Origin of the sequence: Mucilaginibacter sp. OK268 (assembly GCF_900103125.1) — a bacterium.
Lineage (GTDB): Bacteria > Bacteroidota > Bacteroidia > Sphingobacteriales > Sphingobacteriaceae > Mucilaginibacter.
Genome location: NZ_FNJV01000001.1, coordinates 1,353,399 through 1,374,872 on the forward strand (window position 1 = coordinate 1,353,399; position 21,474 = coordinate 1,374,872).

Sequence of the window (21,474 nt, forward strand, 5' to 3'; positions counted from 1 at the left end):
TATTACTATTTAGTTGTAAAATTATGAAATTATATCTAAAAAGTTTTAATTATTACCAAATAGGAATATATTTGCATTAATATTTCTGTTTAGTAGTAATTTGGTGCGATTGTAAATTATTTGTCCGCCAGCAAAATGTTTTACTTTCATAATCGTCATCATACATATAATGGTGTATTTTTACTAAGCCGTTAACCTTATACTTTGAAACATCTGTAGATGTATATCTGAAAAAGACATGAAAACTGATACTCAAAAACCCGATAAAAAACCACCTGGTGTTTTTAGCTTGCTAAAGCCGTACATGGGCCTCGTTTCTCTGCTTTTGTTGTTTGCATTAATCAGCAATGGCGTGAATCTTTGGTTGCCCAAGATAATAGCCAGCGGAATAGACGATTATACTAAACAGCACTTTGTGTTTAGCGATATCATTAAAAAATTCTCATTAGCTGTACTGGTCATTTTTATTTTTAGTTATCTGCAAACCATTATTCAAACCTATGCTTCGGAACGTGTAGCCCGCGATCTGCGGCAAAAACTGGCCGATAAGATATCCAGGCAAAGTCATGCTTTTATTGAAAAAGCCAATCCGTCCAAGCTGCTTACCAATCTAACGGCTGATGTTGATTCCATAAAGCTGTTTGTATCGCAGGCATTGGTATCTATCGTGTCCTCCTTGTTCATCATTATTGGTGCAAGCATATTACTGTTTACGATTAACTGGAAGCTTGCCCTGGCGGTGATTGCCATTATCCCGATCATCGGCGGTACATTTTTTTATGTGTTAAAGAACGTACGCGCGTTGTTTATAAAAAGCAGGGGGGTAATTGACCAACTGAACAAGGTAATCAACGAAAGTATCCTGGGCGCAGCGCTTATTCGTGTGATCAATTCGCAGCAGCTGGAGTATAATAAGTTTTTAGAGGCCAATACCGAGGCTAAACAATATGGCTTAAAAATACTGGGCTTTTTTGCCGGACTGATACCTATCGTAACCTTTACAGCCAACCTGGCAGCCTTGACCATTTTAATGATGGGTGGCCATTTTGTGATCAACGGCAGCATGACCCTGGGTAGTTTTGCCGCCTTTAATAGCTATCTGTCATTACTCATATTTCCGATATTTATATTAGGCTTTATGAGTAACCTGATCGCGCAGGCCTCGGCATCATTTACCCGTATCAGTGTGGTGCTGGATGCACCGGATATGGTTGATGCCGGAACTTTAAAAGAAACACTGCGCGGTGAAGTGGAACTTAAGGATGTGTCATTAGTGTATGGTCAAAAACCGGCGCTTAAAAATGTATCGTTTTCGGTAGCGGCAGGATCAAAAATTGCTATCATCGGGCCTACAGCTGCCGGTAAAACGCAGCTGCTTTATTTGCTCACTAATCTCATCAACCCAACATCCGGTTATGTGCATTATGACGGGCGCAGCATTGAGAGTTATAACAGCGAATCGTTCCATAGTCAGGTGGGTTTTGTTTTTCAGGATAGTATCATTTTTAATATGAGCATCCGCGAAAACATTGCTTTTAGTGATACGGTTACGGATGAATCATTGGAAAAAGCCATTGAAACAGCCGAATTGAGGGACTTTATCGATAACCTGCCAGAGAAGCTGAATACCATTGTTTCTGAACGTGGATCGAGTCTTTCTGGCGGACAAAAACAACGAATCATGCTGGCCAGGGCTTTGGCCGTTAACCCAAAAGTTTTATTGCTGGATGATTTTACAGCTAGGGTTGATACCAATACCGAGAAAAAGATATTAAGCAATATCCAGAAAAATTACCCCGGATTAACCCTGATATCGGTTACCCAGAAAATAGCATCGGTTGAGCATTATGACCAGATCCTCCTGCTTACCCAAGGCGAAATAGTAGCCCGTGGCGTGCATGATGAGCTGATGCAAACCAGTCCGGATTACGTACAGATATTTAACTCGCAGCAAAGTACCAGTAATTACGAACATGGCGCTGCTCATTAAAAATAGATGTGCAGATTTCAGATGTGCGGATTCTGTTAATTCTAAAATTCTAAAAATTCGAGTTTAGACAAAAATCACTAAATCACTAATTCACTAATTATATATGAATTACGATCTGAATAAGCTTAGCCAGGCACAGCAAAAGACCTCAACCCTTGCAGGACTTAAAAAGCTGTTGCAGCTAATTGCGCACGAAAAGAAGATACTTTTACTTGCCCTGTTGGCTATATTAACCAACTCCTCGCTCAATTTATTGGGGCCTCTTGTTATTGGGCACACCATTGATACCTATGTGCAGCATAAGGATTATAGCGGGGTTATTCATAACGCCACTATATTGTTATGTATGTATTTGCTGGCTTTGTTTACCAGCTATAGTCAAACCAAGCTGATGGGTAGTGTAAGTCAGCGTATGTTGTTTACCCTGCGTAACTCTATATTTAATAAGTTACAGCAGCTGCCGGTAGGTTTTTTTAACCAGAATAAGGCGGGCGACCTGATATCGAGGGTAAACAATGATACCGACAAGCTGAACCAGTTTTTTTCTCAATCGCTGATGCAGTTTATCGGGAACATCTCTATCATGGTAGGCGCAGGTGTGTTTTTGTTACTGATTAAGTTTGAATTGGGTGTTGCCACGCTTGCCCCGGCTGTACTTATTTTGGTGTTGACACTGGTTTTATCACCCTGGATAAAACGCAAAAATGCACAGAACCTGAAAAGCGTAGGAGGGATGAGTTCGGAGATACAGGAAAGCCTGCATAATTTTAAGGTGATCATCGCTTTTAACCGCCGCGATTATTTCCGGAAACGTTTTGAAACCGCCAATCGTGATAATTACAAAACCGCGATTGGCTCAGGATTGGCAAACAACGTTTTTATACCTGTTTATGGTTTGTTTGCCAGTATAGCACAACTGATCGTGCTGGCCTTTGGTATTTATTTGATCACCATCGGACAGTTTAGTATTGGTTTGCTGGTGAGTTATTTATCATACTCCACCAACTTTTATAACCCTTTGAGGCAATTAGCCGCGTTATGGACAAACTTTCAACTGGCTATGGCGGGCTGGGACAGGATATCACAAATACTGTCTCTCGAAACCGATCTGCCTGTTATGGAAAATGGGATATCTGAACAAAATGCCGCCCTGCTGGAATTCAGGAACGTACACTTTGGTTATAACGATGATCAGGAAATACTGCACAATATCAGCTTTAAGCTGGAGCAGGGTAAAACCTACGCCCTGGTTGGCCCAACCGGTGGAGGTAAAACCACTACAGCATCACTGATTGCCCGCTTATATGATCCTTCAAAAGGATTGGTTATGCTGGATGGCCGTGACATCAGAACCTACAGCCTGGAAGAGCGCACCCAAAAAATTGGATTTATTTTACAGGAACCGTTTTTATTTACCGGAACGGTTAAGGATAATATTTTATATGGTAACGATCTGTATAAGGATCACAGCAATGAACAGCTGGAAAAAGTGATCATTGATGCTAACCTGGGTAGTCTGCTGGCTATTTTTGAAAGTGGGCTGGAAACCCAGGTGCTTTCTTCGGGTGATAGCATCAGCCTTGGTCAAAAACAACTGATCGCTTTTATGCGGGCGGTATTGCGTAATCCTCAGATATTGATTTTGGATGAGGCTACGGCTAATATTGATACCATAACCGAGCAGTTATTGAGCGATATATTGAACAAGTTACCAGATACTACCACCAGAGTGATCATCGCCCATCGCCTGAATACTATTGAAAATGCCGATGAGATATTTTTTGTTAATTCGGGCGAAGTATCAAGGGCCGGTTCGCTTAACGATGCTATGGATATGTTGCTGCAGGGCAAGCGGGTTAGTTAAAGGATTTGGCTATGATATTTATTTATAATGATTGGTGCTAAGGTTTTAACCCGCTACAATAAGTGATCTTATAAAAATTAAAAAATGTTGCCTCGAATAAAATAGTTGTAGTATCGACACTAAATATTTGCATAATTATTTTTACACTTGCAAATAAACTTTAACCAAATTATGCAGAAGTATACCGGCGAGACACGCATTTTAGCGGCGACAGATTGTATCATTTTTGGATTCGACGGATTTAATATCAAATTATTGCTTGTACAACGTGGTCTTGAACCCGAGAAAAATAAATGGAGCCTGATGGGAGGCTTTATACAGCCTTCGGAGTCGCCAGATGATGCCGCCAACCGCATATTAGAATTACGTACGGGGCTTAAAAATGTATACATGGAGCAGTTTCATGTATTTGGTCATCCAGACCGCGACCCGGTGGAGAGAACTTTGTCTATCGCTTACTTCGCGCTGATTGATATTCATCAGTATGAAAAACAACTAAGCGAAGAGTATCACCCAGAATGGTTTTTACTGAATGAAATGCCCGAGCTGATATTTGACCATACAGAAATGGTAAGGCTTGCCTTACGCCAGTTGCGTTATAAGGCCGCGTTACACCCAATCCTGTTTCAGCTATTACCAGAAAAATTCACCATACCGCAACTGCAGGCACTTTATGAAGGCGTTTATCAAACCAAGTTTGACGATCGTAACTTTAGCCGTAAACTATTATCAACCGGTTTGCTGGTAAAACTGCCAGAGAAAGATAAATTGTCGTCAAAGAAAGGCGCTTTTTATTACAAACTTGACCAATCTCATTACGAACAGAATTTTGAATCGTTCCTGAACCTGGTACCTAACCCCGAGAAATTCTTTTAGTTAAGATAGGGTAAAAGTTATATTGGAAGCTTTACTAAGAGTGGGTTTACATGTAAACCCACTATATAATCATAAATTAGACTTAATTTACTGATTATCAATTATATATATAGATGTTAGCCATAAAAAGTGTAAACCATGTAAACCCAGTTTTAACAAAATTGGCCACCTGTTTGGGTTTTTACTAAGCTAAGTTTTTAGGGATCGAAACCATAAATGTTGCACCTTTATTGGGCGAGGATGTTACTTCGATACTGCCCCGGTGTTTTTCGATAATACCAAATACGATAGAAAGCCCCAGTCCGGTACCTTCGCCAATGCCTTTAGTGGTAAAGAATGGTTCAAAGATCCGTTGTTTTGTTTCTTCGGTCATGCCTACACCCGTATCGGTAATTTCGATGGTAATGTGATCGGCATAGTCCTTAGTAATGATCATAATACATTCATCGCTATGATGATCTTTACTTTTAATGGCATATATGCTGTTGTTGATCAGGTTAATGATCAGCTGATTAATTTTGCCCGGATAACAGTTTAAAGGCTCCAGTTTGTCAAAAACAGGCCTGATCTCGATGTAGTATGGAATAGTACTTCTTAAAATAAGGAGGTTGTTCAGGATTGATTTATTGATGTCGGCAGTTTTTAATACCTGCTCATCGGTACTGCTAAAGGTGCGCAGGCTGTTTACTATTTCTGCCGTTCTGTTTGCACCATCTTCTATGCCATTTAATAAAACAGTTATCTCATCCTTAATAAAATTGAGGTCGATCTTTTGTTTGTAATCATCCAGCTCTTTAAAAAAAAAGGTTTGCCCCGGGTTATTCAAGGCATCGTCATACTTATCCAGTAACGCTAAAAGCTCATCAAAATCAAGCCGTAAAGGAGCGATGTTTGAACTTACAAAGTTAATGGGGTTATTAATTTCATGAGCCACGCCGGCTGTAAGTTGGCCCAGCGAGGCCATTTTTTCGTTATCGATGAGTTGCTTTTGAGTAACTGTAAGATTATCGATAGATAACGAAAGGCTTTTATTGATCTTAATTAATTCTTCAGTTCGCTCTTTTACCTTGCTTTCCAGCAAAATATTTTGCTGAATTATTAATCGCTCATTTTCCTGGGCAACGGTAAGTGCAAAACTTTGTGATTCGTTTTTTTGGTAACGGTAAAAGTTAATTTTTCCTGCTAAAGCTGCCGAAAACAGGATCAGTTCTAAAACGGAACTGTAAATCACAATATTAGCTGTTATATTGTCGTAGGGAATAAATCCCTTATTACGCGCTACAGACATCAACAAACTGATTAAGAATATCCCCCAGCTTAGCAAAAAGAATTTGGCTGGTTTGAAATTACTCTTAAAGTATAAATAAGCTCCTATAATAAGCAGGCTAATTGCAGTGATAGCTGTACTAATGGTGATTAAATTATAGGCAATACCGGCCATGCCTGCTACAATCACCATAAGAGTTACTAAGTAGAATAGATAGAGTAACAGATAATATTTATACCACTGCTTTAAATTTTGTTTGAGCTGTAAAAACTTACTCATAAAAAGCAAAATGGAAAATCCGAGCAATACCCTAATCACAGGGATCACATAATTATTTAAAGTGGTTATATCTGTTGTAAGTAAATTAGTTCCATAGCCACGTTTAAGTAACTGGGACAGGCCTAAACAAACGATATAATTTACATAATACAGGTAACTGTAATCGCCAACAATAAAAAATAACAATAAATTATACAAGGCCATCACTATAAAAACACCTACTATGATACCGGTGGTAATATTTTCAATATTACGGCTTTCTAAAAACGCCGGGGCGCTGTAAATTTTTATCGGAACAACGGCAGAAGCATTGCTTCTTATACGTAAATATACGGTGCTTGATGTTCCCGGTAAGAGTGGGCAATTGATAAAAGCGAGGTTTTGAGTATGATCAGGACTTAGATGGCGCGGGGCTATGCTTGTGTTTACTGTATAATAAAGGTCGAATTCATCAATAACACTGGCATTTATACCAATAGTGATCAGCGGCTCTTTACTGTTGTTTTTTAAGTTGAATTTTATCCACGTGGTAGATTTTGAAAGCCTTAAAGCCGGAAGCGTTTGTTCAATGCGGTGAAACTTATTGTTATTTACAACCTGGTCGATGTTTAAATTATTGTCAGGAGCTTCAAGCTCGTAAAAGTATCTGTTGGTTAATAGTTGTGATCGGTTGCTATTAATAACCAATGTATCAGTTGGGTAGGCAAAAGTTGCAAGCCCCAATACCAGCAGATACCCGGTTAATAATATTTTTTTCATGATATAATTGTTACACCTATACAGAACAATAATTATAATAAAAATGCGCAGTAAATTAAACTTTGCATAAATTTACTTTTGTAAGCCGATATTATCCGTTCACTAAAGTGTTTTGCTATGGCCGTAGGAGTGTTGTATGTTGATGATGAAATAAATAACCTGAATAGTTTTAAGGCAGCCTTTAGACGCGACTTTAACATATATACGGCCAGCTCTGCTGTTGAAGGGCGCAGGATACTGAATGGGAATGAGATTGGGGTGATCATTACAGACCAGCGTATGCCCGTTACTACCGGGATTGAATTTTTGGAATCTGTTTTGCAAACGAATCCCGACACGATCAGAATATTACTAACCGGGTTTTCAGATATCAACGCCGTTATTGATGCTATTAACCGGGGACAGGTTTATAAATACCTGGTAAAGCCATGGCAAAATGATGAACTCCGGATCCACATTCAAAATGCCATTGAAATTTATATCCTTCGAAAAGAAAATAAAGAGCTCACCTATAAATTACAGATAGCGAACATGGAGCTGGAAACACTGGCTAAAGCTTTCAGGTAATATGTACCCCTGTCTGGCCTTCTGGACAATATTACTTATAAAGATTATATTAGTTTATTGCCCGTATTTGGGGTTATTTTGCCTTGAAATAAGGTTGAATTAGGCGGGTTGTAAACGTTAACCAATGAAAAGGATCTTATTCATAGCCTTTAATTTTGTTCTTTTTATTCAGTGTGTTATAGCGCAACAACGGCCACAGTACACACAGTATATTTTTAATAGTTACCTTTTAAATCCGGCATTATCGGGTATTGAAAACTATACCGACGTAAAAACCGGCTATCGCAGCCAGTGGACAGGCCTGGAGGGTGCGCCGATAACAGCCTATCTGTCGGTAAATATGCCCATTGGTAAAAACTTTATACAAGGCGATGCTACGGCTTTCCCGGCCAGTGGGGGGCTTAATCCGGCCAGCAGATTATATACGCAGCAGTACCAGGCGGCTGAACCCCATCACGGTGTTGGATTAACGGTGGTATCAGACAAGACCGGTCCTTTTACACAAACAAATATCGATGCAACTTATGCCTATCACCTGGGGCTTACCAGTCGGTTAAATCTCGCGGTTGGGGTATCAGCGGGCTTTAGCCATAATGTACTAAACCTGTCGCAGGTAAGCACGGCCGACGCTTCTGATCCTATATTAAACACTTTAGATAATAACCAATGGAAACCCGATCTTGGGATAGGTATTTGGGCTTATGCTTCTGATTATTTTATAGGTGTTTCGGCGCAGCAGATATTGCCTCAGAATGTGTATATAACCAGCAAGGCAAATCTTTATCAGAACAAAACTGTACCTCATTATTTTTTAACAGGAGGGTTTAAAGTTTTTTTATCTGAGGATGTTACGCTTATACCCTCGGTCATGTTGAAGTATATTCAGCCGCTACCCACAACGTATGATATCAACATGAAATTATCCTTTGCCGATAAACTTTGGATAGGTGGCTCATACCGTCATAATGACTCCTACGCCGGATTAGTAGGGCTTAATCTGAGCTCATTTGTCAATATTGGCTATTCTTATGACGTCACTACATCCGCGTTGAATACTGTAAGTAATGGTACACATGAAATTGTGATCAGTATATTACTTAATAACCGTTATAAGGTAAGTAGTGCTCAACATACGTTTTAGCCCTCTCCGCGGCTTGGGAGGCTACAGTTCCCTTCTTAGCCTTGCAACCGGGATGTTCATTTGTTCGCGGTATTTGGCAACGGTTCGGCGGGCAATATTGTAGCCGGCATCTTTGAGGATATCGGTTAGTTTTTCATCGGCTAAAGGATGGCGTTTGTCTTCCTTGCCGATGTGCTCTTCCAGGATCTTTTTTACTTCCTTGTTAGATACTTCTTCACCACTTTCGGTCTGGATAGCTTCGGAGAAGAATGATTTGAGCAGGAAGGTGCCAAATTCTGTTTGTACGTATTTGGAGTTAGCTACGCGTGACACTGTTGAAATATCCATGTTTATCCTGTCTGCAATATCCTTCAGGATCATCGGTTTAAGATTCTTGTCGTCGCCAGTTAAAAAGAACTCATATTGATACTGCATGATGGCATTCATGGTCTTCAGCAAAGTTTGCTGACGCTGTTTGATGGCATCAATGAACCATTTGGCCGAATCAAGCTTTTGTTTTACAAACTGTACCGCTTCTTTGAGTTTTTTATCTTTTTGTGCCGCTTTATCATAATGCTGAAACATTTCCTGGTAGGAGCGACTTACCCTTAGTTCTGGCGCATTTTTGGAGTTAAGTGTAAGTATCAGCACGCCATCATTGTTGGTGATATGAAAATCGGGTATCACCTGCATTTGCTTGGTGTTGATTTCGTTGGAATCGCCTGGTTTGGGATTAAGTTTTAGTATCTCATTCACCACACCTCGTAACTCATCGGAGTTCATGTTCAATGATTTTTCGAGCTTATCGTAATGTTTACGGGTAAATTCGTCAAGGTATTGTTCAACAACAACAACAGCTTTCCCGATGATCGGATCGTTGGGGTCTTTTTTACGCAGTTGTATCAGCAGGCATTCCTGCAGGCTTCGTGCCCCAACACCAGCCGGGTCAAATCCTTGTATCACCCTCAGCATATCCTCTACCTCTTCATCCTCGGCCATTACATTTTGTGAAAATGCCAGGTCGTCAGTAAGCGACATGATAGGGCGGCGCAAATAGCCGTCATCATCCAGACTGCCTATAATTTGCTGGCCGATCTTAAAGTCTTTATCGCTCAGGGGTAACAGGTCAAGCTGTAATTGTAAGCTTTCAAAAAATGAATTTTGTACGGCTATCGGGATCTCTTTACGTTCATCTTCATCATCGCCATTTTGGTCATAACGTGATCCGTAGTCGTTCACGTTATCGTCCTGCAGGTAATCATCAATATTAAACTCATCCATTTCACCCTTTTCCTCGTCGCCATTATAAGTGTCTTCGTCTGGATCGCGGTCAGGGTATTGTTCTTCGGGTTCGTTTAAATTGGTTAAGCTCAGATCTTCAAGCGCGGGATTCTCTTCCAGTTCTTCTTTTATTCTGGTATCCAATGATACTGTAGGAACCTGCAGCAATTTTATAAATTGTATTTGCTGCGGCGAAAGCTTTTGTAAGAGTTTTTGTTGAAGATTCTGTTTAAGCATAATTAAGATGAGCCCAAAAATACATCAATTACCATTAACTTTAAAATATCTTATGGTGGATGGACGCTGGTATTAAATATTAAAAAATATAATTTGTTTGAACACCATTAAAATTTATTCGCTACTTTAGTTAAAACTAAAACCAATTTATTCCGTTACCTGAACTAAATTATTAACTAAAATCTATCATTATGGCAATAATCAAAGAGTTTAAGGAGTTCGCTATGCGCGGCAATGTTGTTGACCTTGCAGTGGGCGTTATCATCGGTGCAGCTTTTGGTAAAATAGTTACCTCATTGGTAAATGATGTAATTATGCCGCCAATTGGCTATTTAACCGGTGGTATTGATTTTAAAAACTTAAAGATACTTCTTAAGGCGGGTGACCCGGCTAAAAAAATAGCCGATGTATCTATTAATTATGGTAGCTTCATCAACACGGTGATCGAGTTCCTGATTGTTGCTTTTTGTATTTTTATGGTAGTAAAAGCTATCAACTCGCTTAAAAAACCAGAAGAAGCTGCTCCGGTTGCAGATCCTGCACCAACAAAAGAAGAAACTTTACTTACCGAGATACGTGATTTGTTAGCTAAAAAAGCATAACAAATTTGAACAAAGATTTTTGGATCAAAGATAAAGGATCATTGACGGGGGATATCCTTAGTCTTTGATCCTTTTGCCTTTAATCTTTATTCCTTGCCCGTCAACTTTGGATCTGTTAGAATAATATAATCTGCCAGGGTTTTGAATTTTGTCCAATCGGGGTTGTCAAAACTTTCATCGGCATACGATGCTATGGTTAATACCCTTGCTTTTGGTGCATACTTTTTGAGCTGGGCAACTGCACCCAGTTTTTCTTCGCTGTGAAAACCGCCATTAAGCTGTAATACTTTAAATTTAGGATGCGCCTTTAAAAATTGCGCTATCGACCAGGCCATCGTAGCATCCCACAAGTTTTGTGATTGATAGATCTGCATGCCTGCCATCGCCTCATGTCCACCCATAATCTTTACAAACTTATCGTAATAAGCCCCGGTAGCGGTATCAATAGGGAGGGGTGCCAGATAGCTTTTGGCTTGGGTGCTCAGTTGTTGCAGGCCACCAAGACCATTGCGCGTAACCATATTGGTATAACGTGAGGGCGCATTGGCGGCCACAACCGGTAAATGTTGGAGTTTAGCCAGCTCAACCAGTGGCCGATAGTCTTTATAATTTGGCCAGGCACGGGCATCAGTTAACAGGTTTTTTTCGCGGATAAGATCGTTAAGATATTCGTTTAACACCAATTGACAGTCGGTTTGAAACATCTCCATGGAAAGCGCTGCCTGGTTTGGATATTTTTCTGTTAGTCCCTTAAATAAGGCATATTCGAGGGAATGGGCGGTTGAATCGTTATGTTCCTCGCCGAAAAATAGTACATCAATTTTACTGGTTTGCTGAATAATATCGGTAATTGTTACCAGTTTTTGTTCCGTAGTGCTGTATATTTTGTAATGAGAAGGCGATATATCCTGACCCAAAACAACTGATGGTAAACCTATTAGGAGCAGGATAAGTAATGATTTCATATTGCGGTTTTAAAGTGCTTAATTTACAGTAAGAAACATAGAGCAACAAATAAGAAAAATAGTATTTGAAATGTTTTGAAAAATTACTACATTTGCGCTCTTGTTTTTAAAAAGATCGAATAGAATAAAAATATAGCCATGAAAAGAACTTTCCAGCCTTCTCAAAGAAAAAGAAGAAACAAACACGGTTTCCGTGAGCGCATGTCAACTGCTAACGGTAGAAGAATATTAGCAGCCAGAAGAGCTAAAGGCAGAAAAAGATTATCAGTTTCTGACGAGGGTCGTCATAAAGCATAATCCTGGTTGCTTGGTCCTTTCATAGGGACATGGACCGTTTATATGCTTAATGTCTCCGGTTCAAATAATGGCAACTATGTATACTTTTAAAAAAGAAGAACGATTATGTAATAAAAGGCTTATTGATAAGCTTTTTCATAACGGTTCTTCTTTTTTGTGTTATCCCTTCAAAGCTTCGTGGTTATTTCATTCCGAACCACAGATATTCCCGGCCCAGGTTTTATTTTCGGTTTCCAAAAGGCGTTATAAGCATGCTGTTGACCGTAATTTAATAAAAAGATGCATGCGCGAGTCGTACAGGTTGCACAAGCAGCAATGCCTGTATAATTTACTCACGGCAGCCGATAAAACAATTGTGCTGTCGATAGGGTATATCGGAAAAGAAATTGTCCCTTACTGTGTTATCGAAAAAAAGATGTTGAAGATGTTGGGCCAGCTTGGTGAGCAATTAACGGCTGCAAACAATATCCCGGTGAAATGATATGAACGCGGTGATCAATATATTGAAGACAATTGTCGGCAGCATTTTTATACTGCTGATTAAGATATATCAATATTTTATTTCTCCGCTCACAGGCGCTTCATGCCGGTATACACCAACCTGTTCCCAGTATGGTGTGGAAGCCATTAAAAAACACGGAGCCTTTAAGGGGGGATGGTTAACTTTGAAACGCATTGCCAGCTGTCACCCCTGGGGCGGGCACGGCCATGATCCGGTACCGTGAGTAGTGAGTTCGAAAAAGTGACAAGCAATTTAATCAAATTCTGAAAATTCTTAAATCCTGAAAATTCTGATTCAGACTAAAAAGATGAGTGTTATTTTACAAATTGAAACCGCCACCACTTCCTGTTCAATAGCCCTGGCTATTGATGGTAAAGTTGTAGCGTTTAAGCAGATAAACGAACGTAACATACATGCAGAGGTGATCACTTTGTTTATTGATGAACTGGTGACCTCAGCAAATTTAACTTATAATAATCTTGATGCTATTGCTGTGAGTAGTGGCCCGGGCTCCTATACCGGTTTGCGTATCGGGGTTTCAACAGCTAAAGGGCTGTGTTTTGCTCTTGATAAGCCGCTCATCGCCATTGAAACACTGGAGGCTATGGCTTATGGTGTTATTTATGGTGAAAGCTTTACAGTTACCCCAGATACACTTTTATGCCCCATGATAGACGCCCGGCGCATGGAAGTTTATTGTGCCCTGTTTGATACTAATGGCCAAAAAGTAAGAGTCACCTCCGCGGATATTATAGATGAGCATAGTTTTGCTGAAGAACTCAACAAACATCAGATCTTGTTTTTTGGTGATGGTGCTGATAAGTGCGAAACCACATTAGGTGCTAATCCTAATGCCAAGTTTTTACCGGGCTTTGTTAACTCAGCAACCTTCCTGACCCAGAAGGCAGCCGAAAAGTTTGATAAAAAAGAATTTGAGGATGTGGCCTATTTTGAACCTTATTATCTCAAGGATTTTATAGCCGGAAAGAAAGCTTTATAAATAAATACAACAAAGCGATTGTCTTGATTCCTGATGCTAATATCTAGATGCCTTTATTGGTGCTGGTTTTAAATAAACGACCAAACAGGCGACCAAAAAAACCTTTTTCACCCATCGGGATAATGCTGGCATTCATCGGGTGTTCAATCACACGCCCAAATTTCAGGGTAAATCCTAAATAAAAGTCGCCTCCCGAGTAATTACCCACATGATTTATTTGTGTATTGTTATTTACAGCCGCTAATGCTAACTTGCCTGTATTGGTAAGTCTTTCGGTACCAATATAAAACTCCGTATTGGGCGATTTGATCATGAGTTGTGTGCCAATATTAAAAAAGTGCATGTCGTCATAGCTTGTAGTAAGGCTAGCTGTAAAAATGCCACGGTAATTAAAATGGTTAACCAGGGCACCTTTAAAATCCGGGTAAAACAGCGCTTTTGAGGCTATAAGGGTGGGGGAATATTTCCATGTATTACTATAACCTATCCAGTAACTTTTGGTCGCACTCAGTTCGGCAAGGCCATTTATGGCAGTGGTGAGTGGTTTAACCGTTTTATTATTATCGTCCTGCATTATTTTATGCACCCGGTTGTAAAGTGTATCTGCAAAGTGCTCAGATCCTAAGTTTTTGATCACGCCGCTATTATTGAAATCATAAGTTGTTGACCGGTTGCTCCAATGAATAAAGCCAAGATCTTTGATGTTACCCTGTATAGTTATGTGGTCATCCGTAATGTATGAGGCCCCTAAACTAACAGCGGCACCTGGGTTGCGCAGATTGGGCAGGTAATCGCGGGAATCACGTTGGCCTGGGATATAGTTGGCATAATAGCGACCGGCTAAGGCCAGTACCGCACTTGGGTTATTTGGATCTGTCCGGTCAAAAGCAATTTGCGATTGGGTGATGTTAAATTGCTGATATTCGATACCCAGCAGCGCACTTATTTTAAAGCCCAGGGCTATCTTTTTATTGATACGTTCGCGATACGAAAATCCTATCTGATGATAAGCCTGGTATCGGTAATTGTCATTAAATATGTTGGTATAATTATCGTTTGGGAAGTTCCGTGTACCGTTTAACAAGGCAAATGATTCGTCTGAGAAAAGTCCCCTGGCTTCAGCTTTGGTTTGCGCCGAAAAACCTATCTCCACATCGCCGTTAAAACTTGTAAACAGTTTGAACATAATAGCATAGGCATTAACGTTGGCATTAAAATGATTGTATTTACCCTGTCCTATTTGTAAATTATCGGTATCGTATTTTGAATCGTTGCCAAATATCTTAGTTTTAATAGTACGTTGTGCATTACCGGTTAAATAGGCATTCACATTGAAACTTGGGATAAAAAAGTTAAAGGCATACTGCCTGCTGGAATCGGGGATGAATGATCGTTGCGAAGGATTTTCGAAAGAATCATATAAAGTGCCTGTATTGTATTGCGAAAATTGCTGTGCAGAAACGGATAAAGAGAAAAATAATATACCAAAAACAATTAATAGCCTATTTTTATTCATACAACAATTTGCCAACTTTCTGTTTAGTAATGGTTTATTTTGAACCAGTAAGAAATATTCCCATAAACTATAGGGAAATATTGCAGATACAATAGCCCCTTTTAACGGGAATTGATAGCGTATGGTTGTATGTTTTTTTATTTAACTGAAGTAGCGGTGCTGTCTGTATTATTCAGGCGCATACATAGGTTGGTGTAGAAGTTTTTATCAGAGGCGCTAAACTGATAGGCAGCCGCGTAAAAGCTTTTCCAGCTGGGATTGGAACTTTCAAAAGCATCATAAAAGGCATCTTTCAGATCTCTTTTGAATATAGATTGTGAGTTTTTAAAGTTGATAAAAAAAGCAACGTTGCTTCTTTCGGCCAGCAGATTGTCAAACTGGTTGTATTGATCGGTTTTACTAATAAACTTACGGTTATAGTAGGTATCTGAATAACTTGTAAGCTCGGAGGGGGTTGCAGCCAGCACCAGGTAATTATCTATGATCATAAAGTACGGCTTCCGGAAAACACTAAAAGCATCGCCTAACAAATAAAATGGTACTTTATCATAATTAAACTGCCCTATATTATCATTGGTCATGGCGCTGATGTTCATCATGATGGGTCTTAATTTTGAACCATCCTTAACAGAAACTATGGCGTATTTTTCCTGGTAACGTGTAGTAACTACGGCAAATTCGTTACCCAGTAAGTGCTCAAACTCTGGCTTCAAAAGCACACCTGTTTCTGCCTTTATCTTACTAAAAAGCTGGTCTTTCTCCTTGCTGATGCCCGCTTTAATATGCCACTGTGAAAGCCCCGCAGAAAATCTTAAAGGATCAGATACCGCGAAGTTGATAGTATAAGCTGTCGTGGCCGGAAAAATTTCTTTTAGGTGATTCACCACAGGCTGCTGATCGGCAAATAAATTTAAATAACTGGCTGTGTGATTGTGCTGTAGGGTGGTAAAGCCACTGAACATCAAAGCGTCGTTTTTAAAGTTTAAAGTTAGGGCCGCTAAAGCGGGTAATAGCTTAAAGCTCTTAAAAATATCGGTGTTCTTGTTTTTAAATATCTGGTCAAAGAGAGGGGTGAGCTGACTGTAGTTAATATAAAGGTTGGCCAGGGAATTGGCGTTTTGCTGTTCGGGCAGCGGAATAAAAACGTTCTTGTTTTTATCGTCCTTATATAAAATGCTTTGGTCTATCAATTCTTTTGAAAAGCTGCCGGCAAAAATATTATTCTCTTTTTGGGTGATGTAAAAGTGTTTATTGATGGCCTTAACCAATACATCATAAATTATTCCAACCGTATTGCGTACCGGGGTTACCGATAAGCCGCTATTGGGTTGTGTATTTAAGGCGGTAAAAGCATCTGTTTTAAAATCGTTGGTGGTGGGTATGGTGATGAGCAGGTTGATATCGTTACCGTTTGAGGGGTGTACCGAGATAAATACGTTTTGCCCGTCAAAAAAACGCTCCAACTGTGGTGATGTGATTAATAGCTTACGCAGTGTATCCAAATCGGCCAGTTTGTCTTTACCGATAACGGCACTTAGTAACTGGTTGCCCTTAAAAATGTCGTAAAACCCTTTTTCGCTGTTAAATTCAAATACCGCTGTAGCATTATCAGGTATAGTATGCATTACCTGGCCGGTACGCACGCCCGGCGGACTTAAGTTTTTAAAGTAAACAACCGTTATGGCTATTGTAGCGGCAAGTAAAATTAAAGTGATAACTATCAGACGTTTCATAGCGGATTGCTTTACAAAGATAGAATTTTACCCTGCGCCATTAAAGTAATACTTTCAATTGGTTAACTTAGCTTTTTATATCTGCATGAACAAACAAATAATTATCACGGCTTCGGTTTTTGGCATGCTGGCCGTTATTACCGGGGCTTTTGGGGCACACGGATTAAAAGGTCGTTTATCTGCTGCTGATTTGGAGGTATGGCACACCGCCGTACAATACAATTTTTACCATGTATTCGCACTGCTTTTCCTGTCGACCTTTGCCTGGTTTAAAAATAGCCAGATAACCTGGGCCTATTATTTTTTTAGCTTTGGGATCCTGTTTTTTTCTGGTTCATTGTACCTGTTGTCGTGTCGTAGCCTGTTGGGCTGGAACTGGCTGATTGCGCTTGGCCCAATTACACCGCTGGGCGGCTTGCTGTTTATTTTAGGCTGGCTGATGTTGGCCATTGCCGCTTTTCGCAATAAGTGATTTTTGATTTCGGACGTCGGATGTTCGATTTTGGATTTAGAGTTTAATATTTAGAGTTTAGAATTCCCCCTTCCATGTTAGAATTTGCTGAAATTGAACATACCGATCGTAAAACGCTTTTTGCCGAAGTGATTTTACCGCTGGCAATTTCAAAAAATTATACCTACCGGGTTCCGTACGAGCAAAATGACGCCATCGCTATAGGCAAAAGGGTAGTAGTGCAGTTTGGTAAAAGCAAGCTCTATACCGCTATTGTTAAAGAGATAAGCACCCTTGCACCTGAAAAATACGAGGCGAAATATATTATTGAGATCCTGGACGATCAGCCTGTAGTAACCCCTCATCAGTTGAATTTCTGGCAATGGCTGGCTGATTATTATATGTGCAATATTGGTGAGGTGATGAACGCGGCATTACCCGCCGCCCTGAAACTGGCCAGCGAAACCCGCATTGTACTCAATAAAGAGTATGATATTGACCGATCAACCCTTCACGATAAAGAGTTTCTGATCGTAGAGGCCCTGGATATCCAACCAGAACTTACCGTAAGCGATATTGCCAAATTACTTGGGCAAAAAACGGTAATGCCTATTCTGAAACTGATGTTCGAGAAAAACATCATCCATATATCTGAAGAGGTAAGCGAACGTTACAAACCTCGTAAGCGTACTTTTATTACACTGAACCCGGTTTATAATCACCCGGATAATTTGCGTGAGCTTTTTCCGATACTGGAGAAACGTGCCCCCAAACAAGCCGACGCACTGCTAGCCTATATTAAATTGGCAAGGCATCAAAAAGCCATCACCAAGAATGAGTTGATTGAAGAAAGCGGTGCCGGCGAATCGAGCATTAAATCGCTTATAGAAAAAGAGATCCTGATAGCTGAAGAAAAAAATGTGAGCCGCCTGCATTTTGAGGAAGAAGAACTGAACAGCAATTTTGAGTTAAGCGAACAGCAAACCGAAGTGCTGCAAAGTGTGCGTACGCAATTCCAGGAGAAAGATGTAGTACTATTGCATGGGGTTACCTCATCGGGCAAAACACAACTATATATCAGGCTGATAGAAGAAATGATACGTAACGAGCGGCAGGTACTTTACCTGCTGCCCGAAATTGCGCTCACCACCCATATTATTGAACGGCTGCGCCTATATTTTGGCGCCGACATTGGCGTTTATCACTCCCGGTTTAACGACAATGAAAGGGTGGAGGTTTGGCAAAAAGTGCTGAACAATGATTACAAGGTGATATTGGGCGCACGGTCGTCGGTTTTTTTGCCTTTTAATGACCTTGGTCTTATTGTGGTTGACGAAGAGCACGAAACCTCCTACAAACAGTTTGATCCGGCTCCGCGGTATAACGCCCGTGATGCAGCCATTTTTCTGGCCAATACGCACCGGGGGAAGGTATTGCTGGGTTCCGCTACACCATCATTCGAAAGTTATTTTAATGCCCGTACCCATAAATATGGTTTTGCCGAGCTCACCGAACGTTACGGCGGTGTACAACTGCCCGATGTGCAGGTAGTGAGTATTAGTCACGAAACCAAGCAAAAAACTATCCAATCGCATTTTACCAGTGTGTTGATGGAAGGGATCAACCAGGCCTTGATCAATAAGGAGCAGGTTATCCTGTTTCAGAACCGGCGTGGTTATGCGCCGGTGCTCATGTGTAAAATATGTGCTTATACGCCAAAATGTATTAATTGCGATGTGAGCCTTACCTATCATAAAAGCAGTGGCAAATTGCATTGCCATTACTGCGGTTATAAAGAGGATTCGCCATCTGTTTGTCCGGCTTGTGGCTCAACACATCTGGAATACAAAGGTTTTGGTACCGAGAAGATAGAAGATGAATTAAGCCTCTTGCTACCCGAAGCGCGTATTGCCCGGATGGATTTGGATACTACCCGTGCCCGCAACTCGCTGCAAACCATATTGAACAACCTGGAAGAAAAAAAGATAGATATACTGGTAGGTACCCAAATGGTAGCCAAAGGGCTTGATTTTGCCGATGTAACCCTCATAGGGATCATTAATGCCGATAGTATGCTTAAATTTCCGGATTACCGGGCCAACGAACGCAGTTTCCAGATGCTGGCACAGGTGAGTGGACGGGCCGGGCGAAGGGGCAAACGGGGAAAAGTGGTGATACAAACCTACGATCCCAATCACCGGGTTATTAAGCAGGTGATCGCGAATGATTATAACGATCTGTATTTTACAGAAATGGAGGAGCGTAAAAGCTTTAAATATCCACCGTTTTATCGCATCATCAACCTGGATATTAAACACAAAGATCCCGACGTATTGTACAATCAGGCCAATTATCTGGGTAATGAGCTTCGCAGGCATTTTGGCGAGCGGGTAATAGGTCCCGAGTCACCATTGATCAGCCGTATCCGAAATTATTATATCAAATCAATCATGCTCAAATTTGAGCGGGATGGCATTTCTATTGTTAAGGCCAAAGCTATATTACGGGATGCGATAAGCCAGTTTCAAACTACCAAACTAAGCAAGGGTAGCATTATTCAGCCCGATGTTGATCCGTACTAAGGAGGATACTCTACAACACGTCATTGCGAGGAGGAACGACGTGGCAATCCCCGATTAGCCGATCCGCCTTGTACAGTTAGGGATTATTAATGTCGTTAATTTTCTTTAAAAGTATTAATGAGCTCCCTTCGGTCGGTTGTCCACGCTATCGCAGCAATGACGTACGTTTTTATATAGTATTAATCATCTAAACTTTTTTATTGGTTAAGGCATAATGAATTACCCATCTCCACGTTATCCGCATCCTCCAAATGCTGAAATTCCTGCTAACTTTGCCGTATAAATGGCTTATAAGTATATTGATAATTACCGCGAAAAAGGTGCCCGTAAACGATTGGTTGACATCCTGCGAAAAAAAGGTATCCAGGATGAAGAGGTGTTGCTGGCCATAAGCAAAGTACCGCGCCACTACTTTTTTGATGAAACTTTCTGGAACCAGGCTTATAGCGATATCGCTTTTCCGATAGGTGAGGGACAAACTATATCTCAGCCCTATACCGTTGCTTATCAAACCGAATTGTTGCACATTCGCAAAGGAGATAAAGTACTGGAGATAGGCACGGGCTCGGGTTATCAAACCTGTATATTAATGGAGCTTGGTGCTAAAGTTTATACTATTGAGCGCCAAGAAAAGCTGTTCGAACGAACACGGTTCATCCTGCCCGAAAAAATGGGCTACAAGCCCCACTTCTTTTGCGGAGATGGCTCCATAGGCAAGGCCGAACACGCGCCCTACGATAAAATTATTGTAACTGCCGGCGCACCTACCGTACCTGATGTACTGCTGAAACAACTAAAAATAGGTGGCATACTGGTAATCCCGGTAGGCGACGAAGAAACCCAAAAAATGGTAACCGTACTCAAAGTTGCCGAGCATGATTATGAAAAAATAGTGCTGGATACTTTCAGGTTTGTACCGTTGGTAGGGGATAAAGCTTGGTAGATGTGCAGATGTGCGGATTTCAGATGTGCAGATGAAATCTCACATGATAAATAGATAAAATAAATGTAGTGCTTTAATCATAAAATGAAAAGCCCGACTTGGTTAAAGTCGGGCTTTTCATTTTATAAAGAATCATCTGCACATCTGAAATCCGCACATTCAAAAGAGGGGTTACCGTTTCATCGCCCGGTCCATTTCAACTTTGGTGTCGCGCTCTTTTAGGGTTTCGCGTTTGTCAAATGTCTTTTTACCCTGGGCCAGTCCGATCTCCAGTTTGGCAAAACCTCGCTCGCTAATGAACAAGGCCAGTGGCACAATGGTCAAGCCTTTTTCTTCGCCGCGGGTCAGGAGTTTTTTGAGTTCTTTTTTGGTGAGTAACAGCACACGATCGCGCTTAGCCTCGTGATTGTAAAACGATCCGTATGAATATTCTGATATATGCAGGTTGCGTACGAACAGTTGGTTATTAATAAAAGTGCAAAAAGCATCATTGATGTTAGCCTTGCCCTCCCGTATCGACTTTATTTCGGTGCCTAATAATTGAATGCCGGCTACATACTTATCCAGTATATGGTATTCAAAATAAGCCTTCTTGTTTTTTATATATATTTTATCCTGAGTAGTCATGTTTTCCTTTCGGTGA

The 21,474-nt window shown here is 40.6% G+C and carries 19 protein-coding genes; 13 read left to right on the top strand and 6 right to left on the bottom strand.

Annotated features, from left to right (window positions below):
• Positions 1–238 precede the first annotated feature (238 nt).
• From BLR84_RS05515 to BLR84_RS05525, 3 genes are all read left to right on the top strand, one after another.
• Positions 239–1,990, top strand: a complete 1,752-nt coding sequence (locus BLR84_RS05515; protein WP_090465439.1) for an ABC transporter ATP-binding protein — start codon at positions 239–241, stop codon at positions 1,988–1,990.
• A gap of 103 nt (positions 1,991–2,093) precedes the next feature.
• Positions 2,094–3,854 carry an ABC transporter ATP-binding protein gene (locus BLR84_RS05520; protein ID WP_090465442.1) on the top strand — a complete coding sequence of 587 codons (1,761 nt, stop codon included), beginning with the start codon at positions 2,094–2,096 and terminating at the stop codon, positions 3,852–3,854.
• Positions 3,855–4,025: 171 nt separating this feature from the next.
• The gene (locus BLR84_RS05525; protein WP_090465445.1) at positions 4,026–4,730 is read left to right on the top strand and encodes an NUDIX hydrolase; all 705 of its coding nucleotides are present in this window, start codon (positions 4,026–4,028) and stop codon (positions 4,728–4,730) included.
• A gap of 184 nt (positions 4,731–4,914) precedes the next feature.
• On the opposite strand, the gene BLR84_RS05530 is transcribed toward BLR84_RS05525, so the two are convergent.
• On the bottom strand, positions 4,915–7,035 hold the full coding sequence (locus tag BLR84_RS05530) for a sensor histidine kinase (RefSeq protein ID WP_090465448.1): 2,121 nt from the start codon (positions 7,033–7,035) through the stop codon (positions 4,915–4,917).
• 117 nt (positions 7,036–7,152) lie between these two features.
• Between BLR84_RS05530 and BLR84_RS05535 the strand changes: the two genes are divergently transcribed.
• Together BLR84_RS05535 and BLR84_RS05540 are read left to right on the top strand one after the other, a co-directional pair.
• Positions 7,153–7,602, top strand: coding sequence for a response regulator (locus BLR84_RS05535; protein ID WP_090465451.1), 450 nt, complete (start codon positions 7,153–7,155; stop codon positions 7,600–7,602).
• Positions 7,603–7,726: 124 nt separating this feature from the next.
• Positions 7,727–8,743 (top strand): PorP/SprF family type IX secretion system membrane protein, encoded by a 1,017-nt coding sequence (locus BLR84_RS05540; RefSeq protein ID WP_090465454.1) that lies wholly within the window; start codon positions 7,727–7,729, stop codon positions 8,741–8,743.
• 21 nt (positions 8,744–8,764) lie between these two features.
• On the opposite strand, the gene rpoN is transcribed toward BLR84_RS05540, so the two are convergent.
• The gene (gene rpoN, locus BLR84_RS05545; protein ID WP_090465457.1) at positions 8,765–10,240 is read right to left on the bottom strand and encodes an RNA polymerase factor sigma-54; all 1,476 of its coding nucleotides are present in this window, start codon (positions 10,238–10,240) and stop codon (positions 8,765–8,767) included.
• A 191-nt stretch (positions 10,241–10,431) separates the two neighbouring features.
• On the opposite strand from rpoN, the gene mscL reads away from it, so the two are divergent.
• Positions 10,432–10,842: a large-conductance mechanosensitive channel protein MscL gene (mscL, locus tag BLR84_RS05550; RefSeq protein ID WP_090465460.1), complete on the top strand. Its 411-nt coding sequence runs from the start codon at positions 10,432–10,434 to the stop codon at positions 10,840–10,842.
• An 86-nt stretch (positions 10,843–10,928) separates the two neighbouring features.
• Here mscL and BLR84_RS05555 read toward each other — a convergent pair whose 3' ends face one another.
• Positions 10,929–11,807, bottom strand: a complete 879-nt coding sequence (locus tag BLR84_RS05555) for a ChaN family lipoprotein (protein ID WP_090465462.1) — start codon at positions 11,805–11,807, stop codon at positions 10,929–10,931.
• A gap of 138 nt (positions 11,808–11,945) precedes the next feature.
• On the opposite strand from BLR84_RS05555, the gene rpmH reads away from it, so the two are divergent.
• The 4 genes from rpmH (at position 11,946) to tsaB (ending at position 13,606) form a co-directional block, all read left to right on the top strand.
• Complete coding sequence (gene rpmH / locus BLR84_RS05560) at positions 11,946–12,104, top strand: 50S ribosomal protein L34 (RefSeq protein WP_076375290.1); 159 nt, start codon at positions 11,946–11,948, stop codon at positions 12,102–12,104.
• A gap of 76 nt (positions 12,105–12,180) precedes the next feature.
• Positions 12,181–12,585, top strand: a complete 405-nt coding sequence (gene rnpA / locus BLR84_RS05565) for a ribonuclease P protein component (protein WP_090465465.1) — start codon at positions 12,181–12,183, stop codon at positions 12,583–12,585.
• Position 12,586: 1 nt separating this feature from the next.
• Positions 12,587–12,829 (top strand): membrane protein insertion efficiency factor YidD, encoded by a 243-nt coding sequence (yidD, locus tag BLR84_RS05570; protein ID WP_090465468.1) that lies wholly within the window; start codon positions 12,587–12,589, stop codon positions 12,827–12,829.
• Positions 12,830–12,913: 84 nt separating this feature from the next.
• A complete protein-coding gene (gene tsaB / locus BLR84_RS05575; RefSeq protein WP_090465471.1) occupies positions 12,914–13,606 on the top strand; it encodes a tRNA (adenosine(37)-N6)-threonylcarbamoyltransferase complex dimerization subunit type 1 TsaB in 693 nt (230 codons plus the stop codon).
• 43 nt (positions 13,607–13,649) lie between these two features.
• Here tsaB and BLR84_RS05580 read toward each other — a convergent pair whose 3' ends face one another.
• Both BLR84_RS05580 and BLR84_RS05585 read right to left on the bottom strand, forming a co-directional pair.
• Complete coding sequence (locus BLR84_RS05580; RefSeq protein ID WP_090465474.1) at positions 13,650–15,122, bottom strand: DUF5723 family protein; 1,473 nt, start codon at positions 15,120–15,122, stop codon at positions 13,650–13,652.
• A 137-nt stretch (positions 15,123–15,259) separates the two neighbouring features.
• Positions 15,260–16,855, bottom strand: coding sequence for a hypothetical protein (locus BLR84_RS05585; protein ID WP_090465477.1), 1,596 nt, complete (start codon positions 16,853–16,855; stop codon positions 15,260–15,262).
• Positions 16,856–16,940: 85 nt separating this feature from the next.
• Here BLR84_RS05585 and BLR84_RS05590 point away from each other — a divergent pair, with 85 nt between their 5' ends.
• From BLR84_RS05590 to BLR84_RS05600, 3 genes are all read left to right on the top strand, one after another.
• Complete coding sequence (locus BLR84_RS05590) at positions 16,941–17,327, top strand: DUF423 domain-containing protein (protein WP_090465480.1); 387 nt, start codon at positions 16,941–16,943, stop codon at positions 17,325–17,327.
• A 74-nt stretch (positions 17,328–17,401) separates the two neighbouring features.
• A complete protein-coding gene (priA, locus tag BLR84_RS05595; RefSeq protein WP_090465482.1) occupies positions 17,402–19,888 on the top strand; it encodes a replication restart helicase PriA in 2,487 nt (828 codons plus the stop codon).
• 283 nt (positions 19,889–20,171) lie between these two features.
• Entirely contained in the window at positions 20,172–20,831 is a 660-nt protein-coding gene (locus BLR84_RS05600; RefSeq protein WP_090465485.1) for a protein-L-isoaspartate(D-aspartate) O-methyltransferase, read from the top strand.
• Positions 20,832–21,002: 171 nt separating this feature from the next.
• Here BLR84_RS05600 and smpB read toward each other — a convergent pair whose 3' ends face one another.
• Positions 21,003–21,458 carry an SsrA-binding protein SmpB gene (gene smpB, locus BLR84_RS05605; protein ID WP_090465488.1) on the bottom strand — a complete coding sequence of 152 codons (456 nt, stop codon included), beginning with the start codon at positions 21,456–21,458 and terminating at the stop codon, positions 21,003–21,005.
• Positions 21,459–21,474 lie beyond the last annotated feature (16 nt).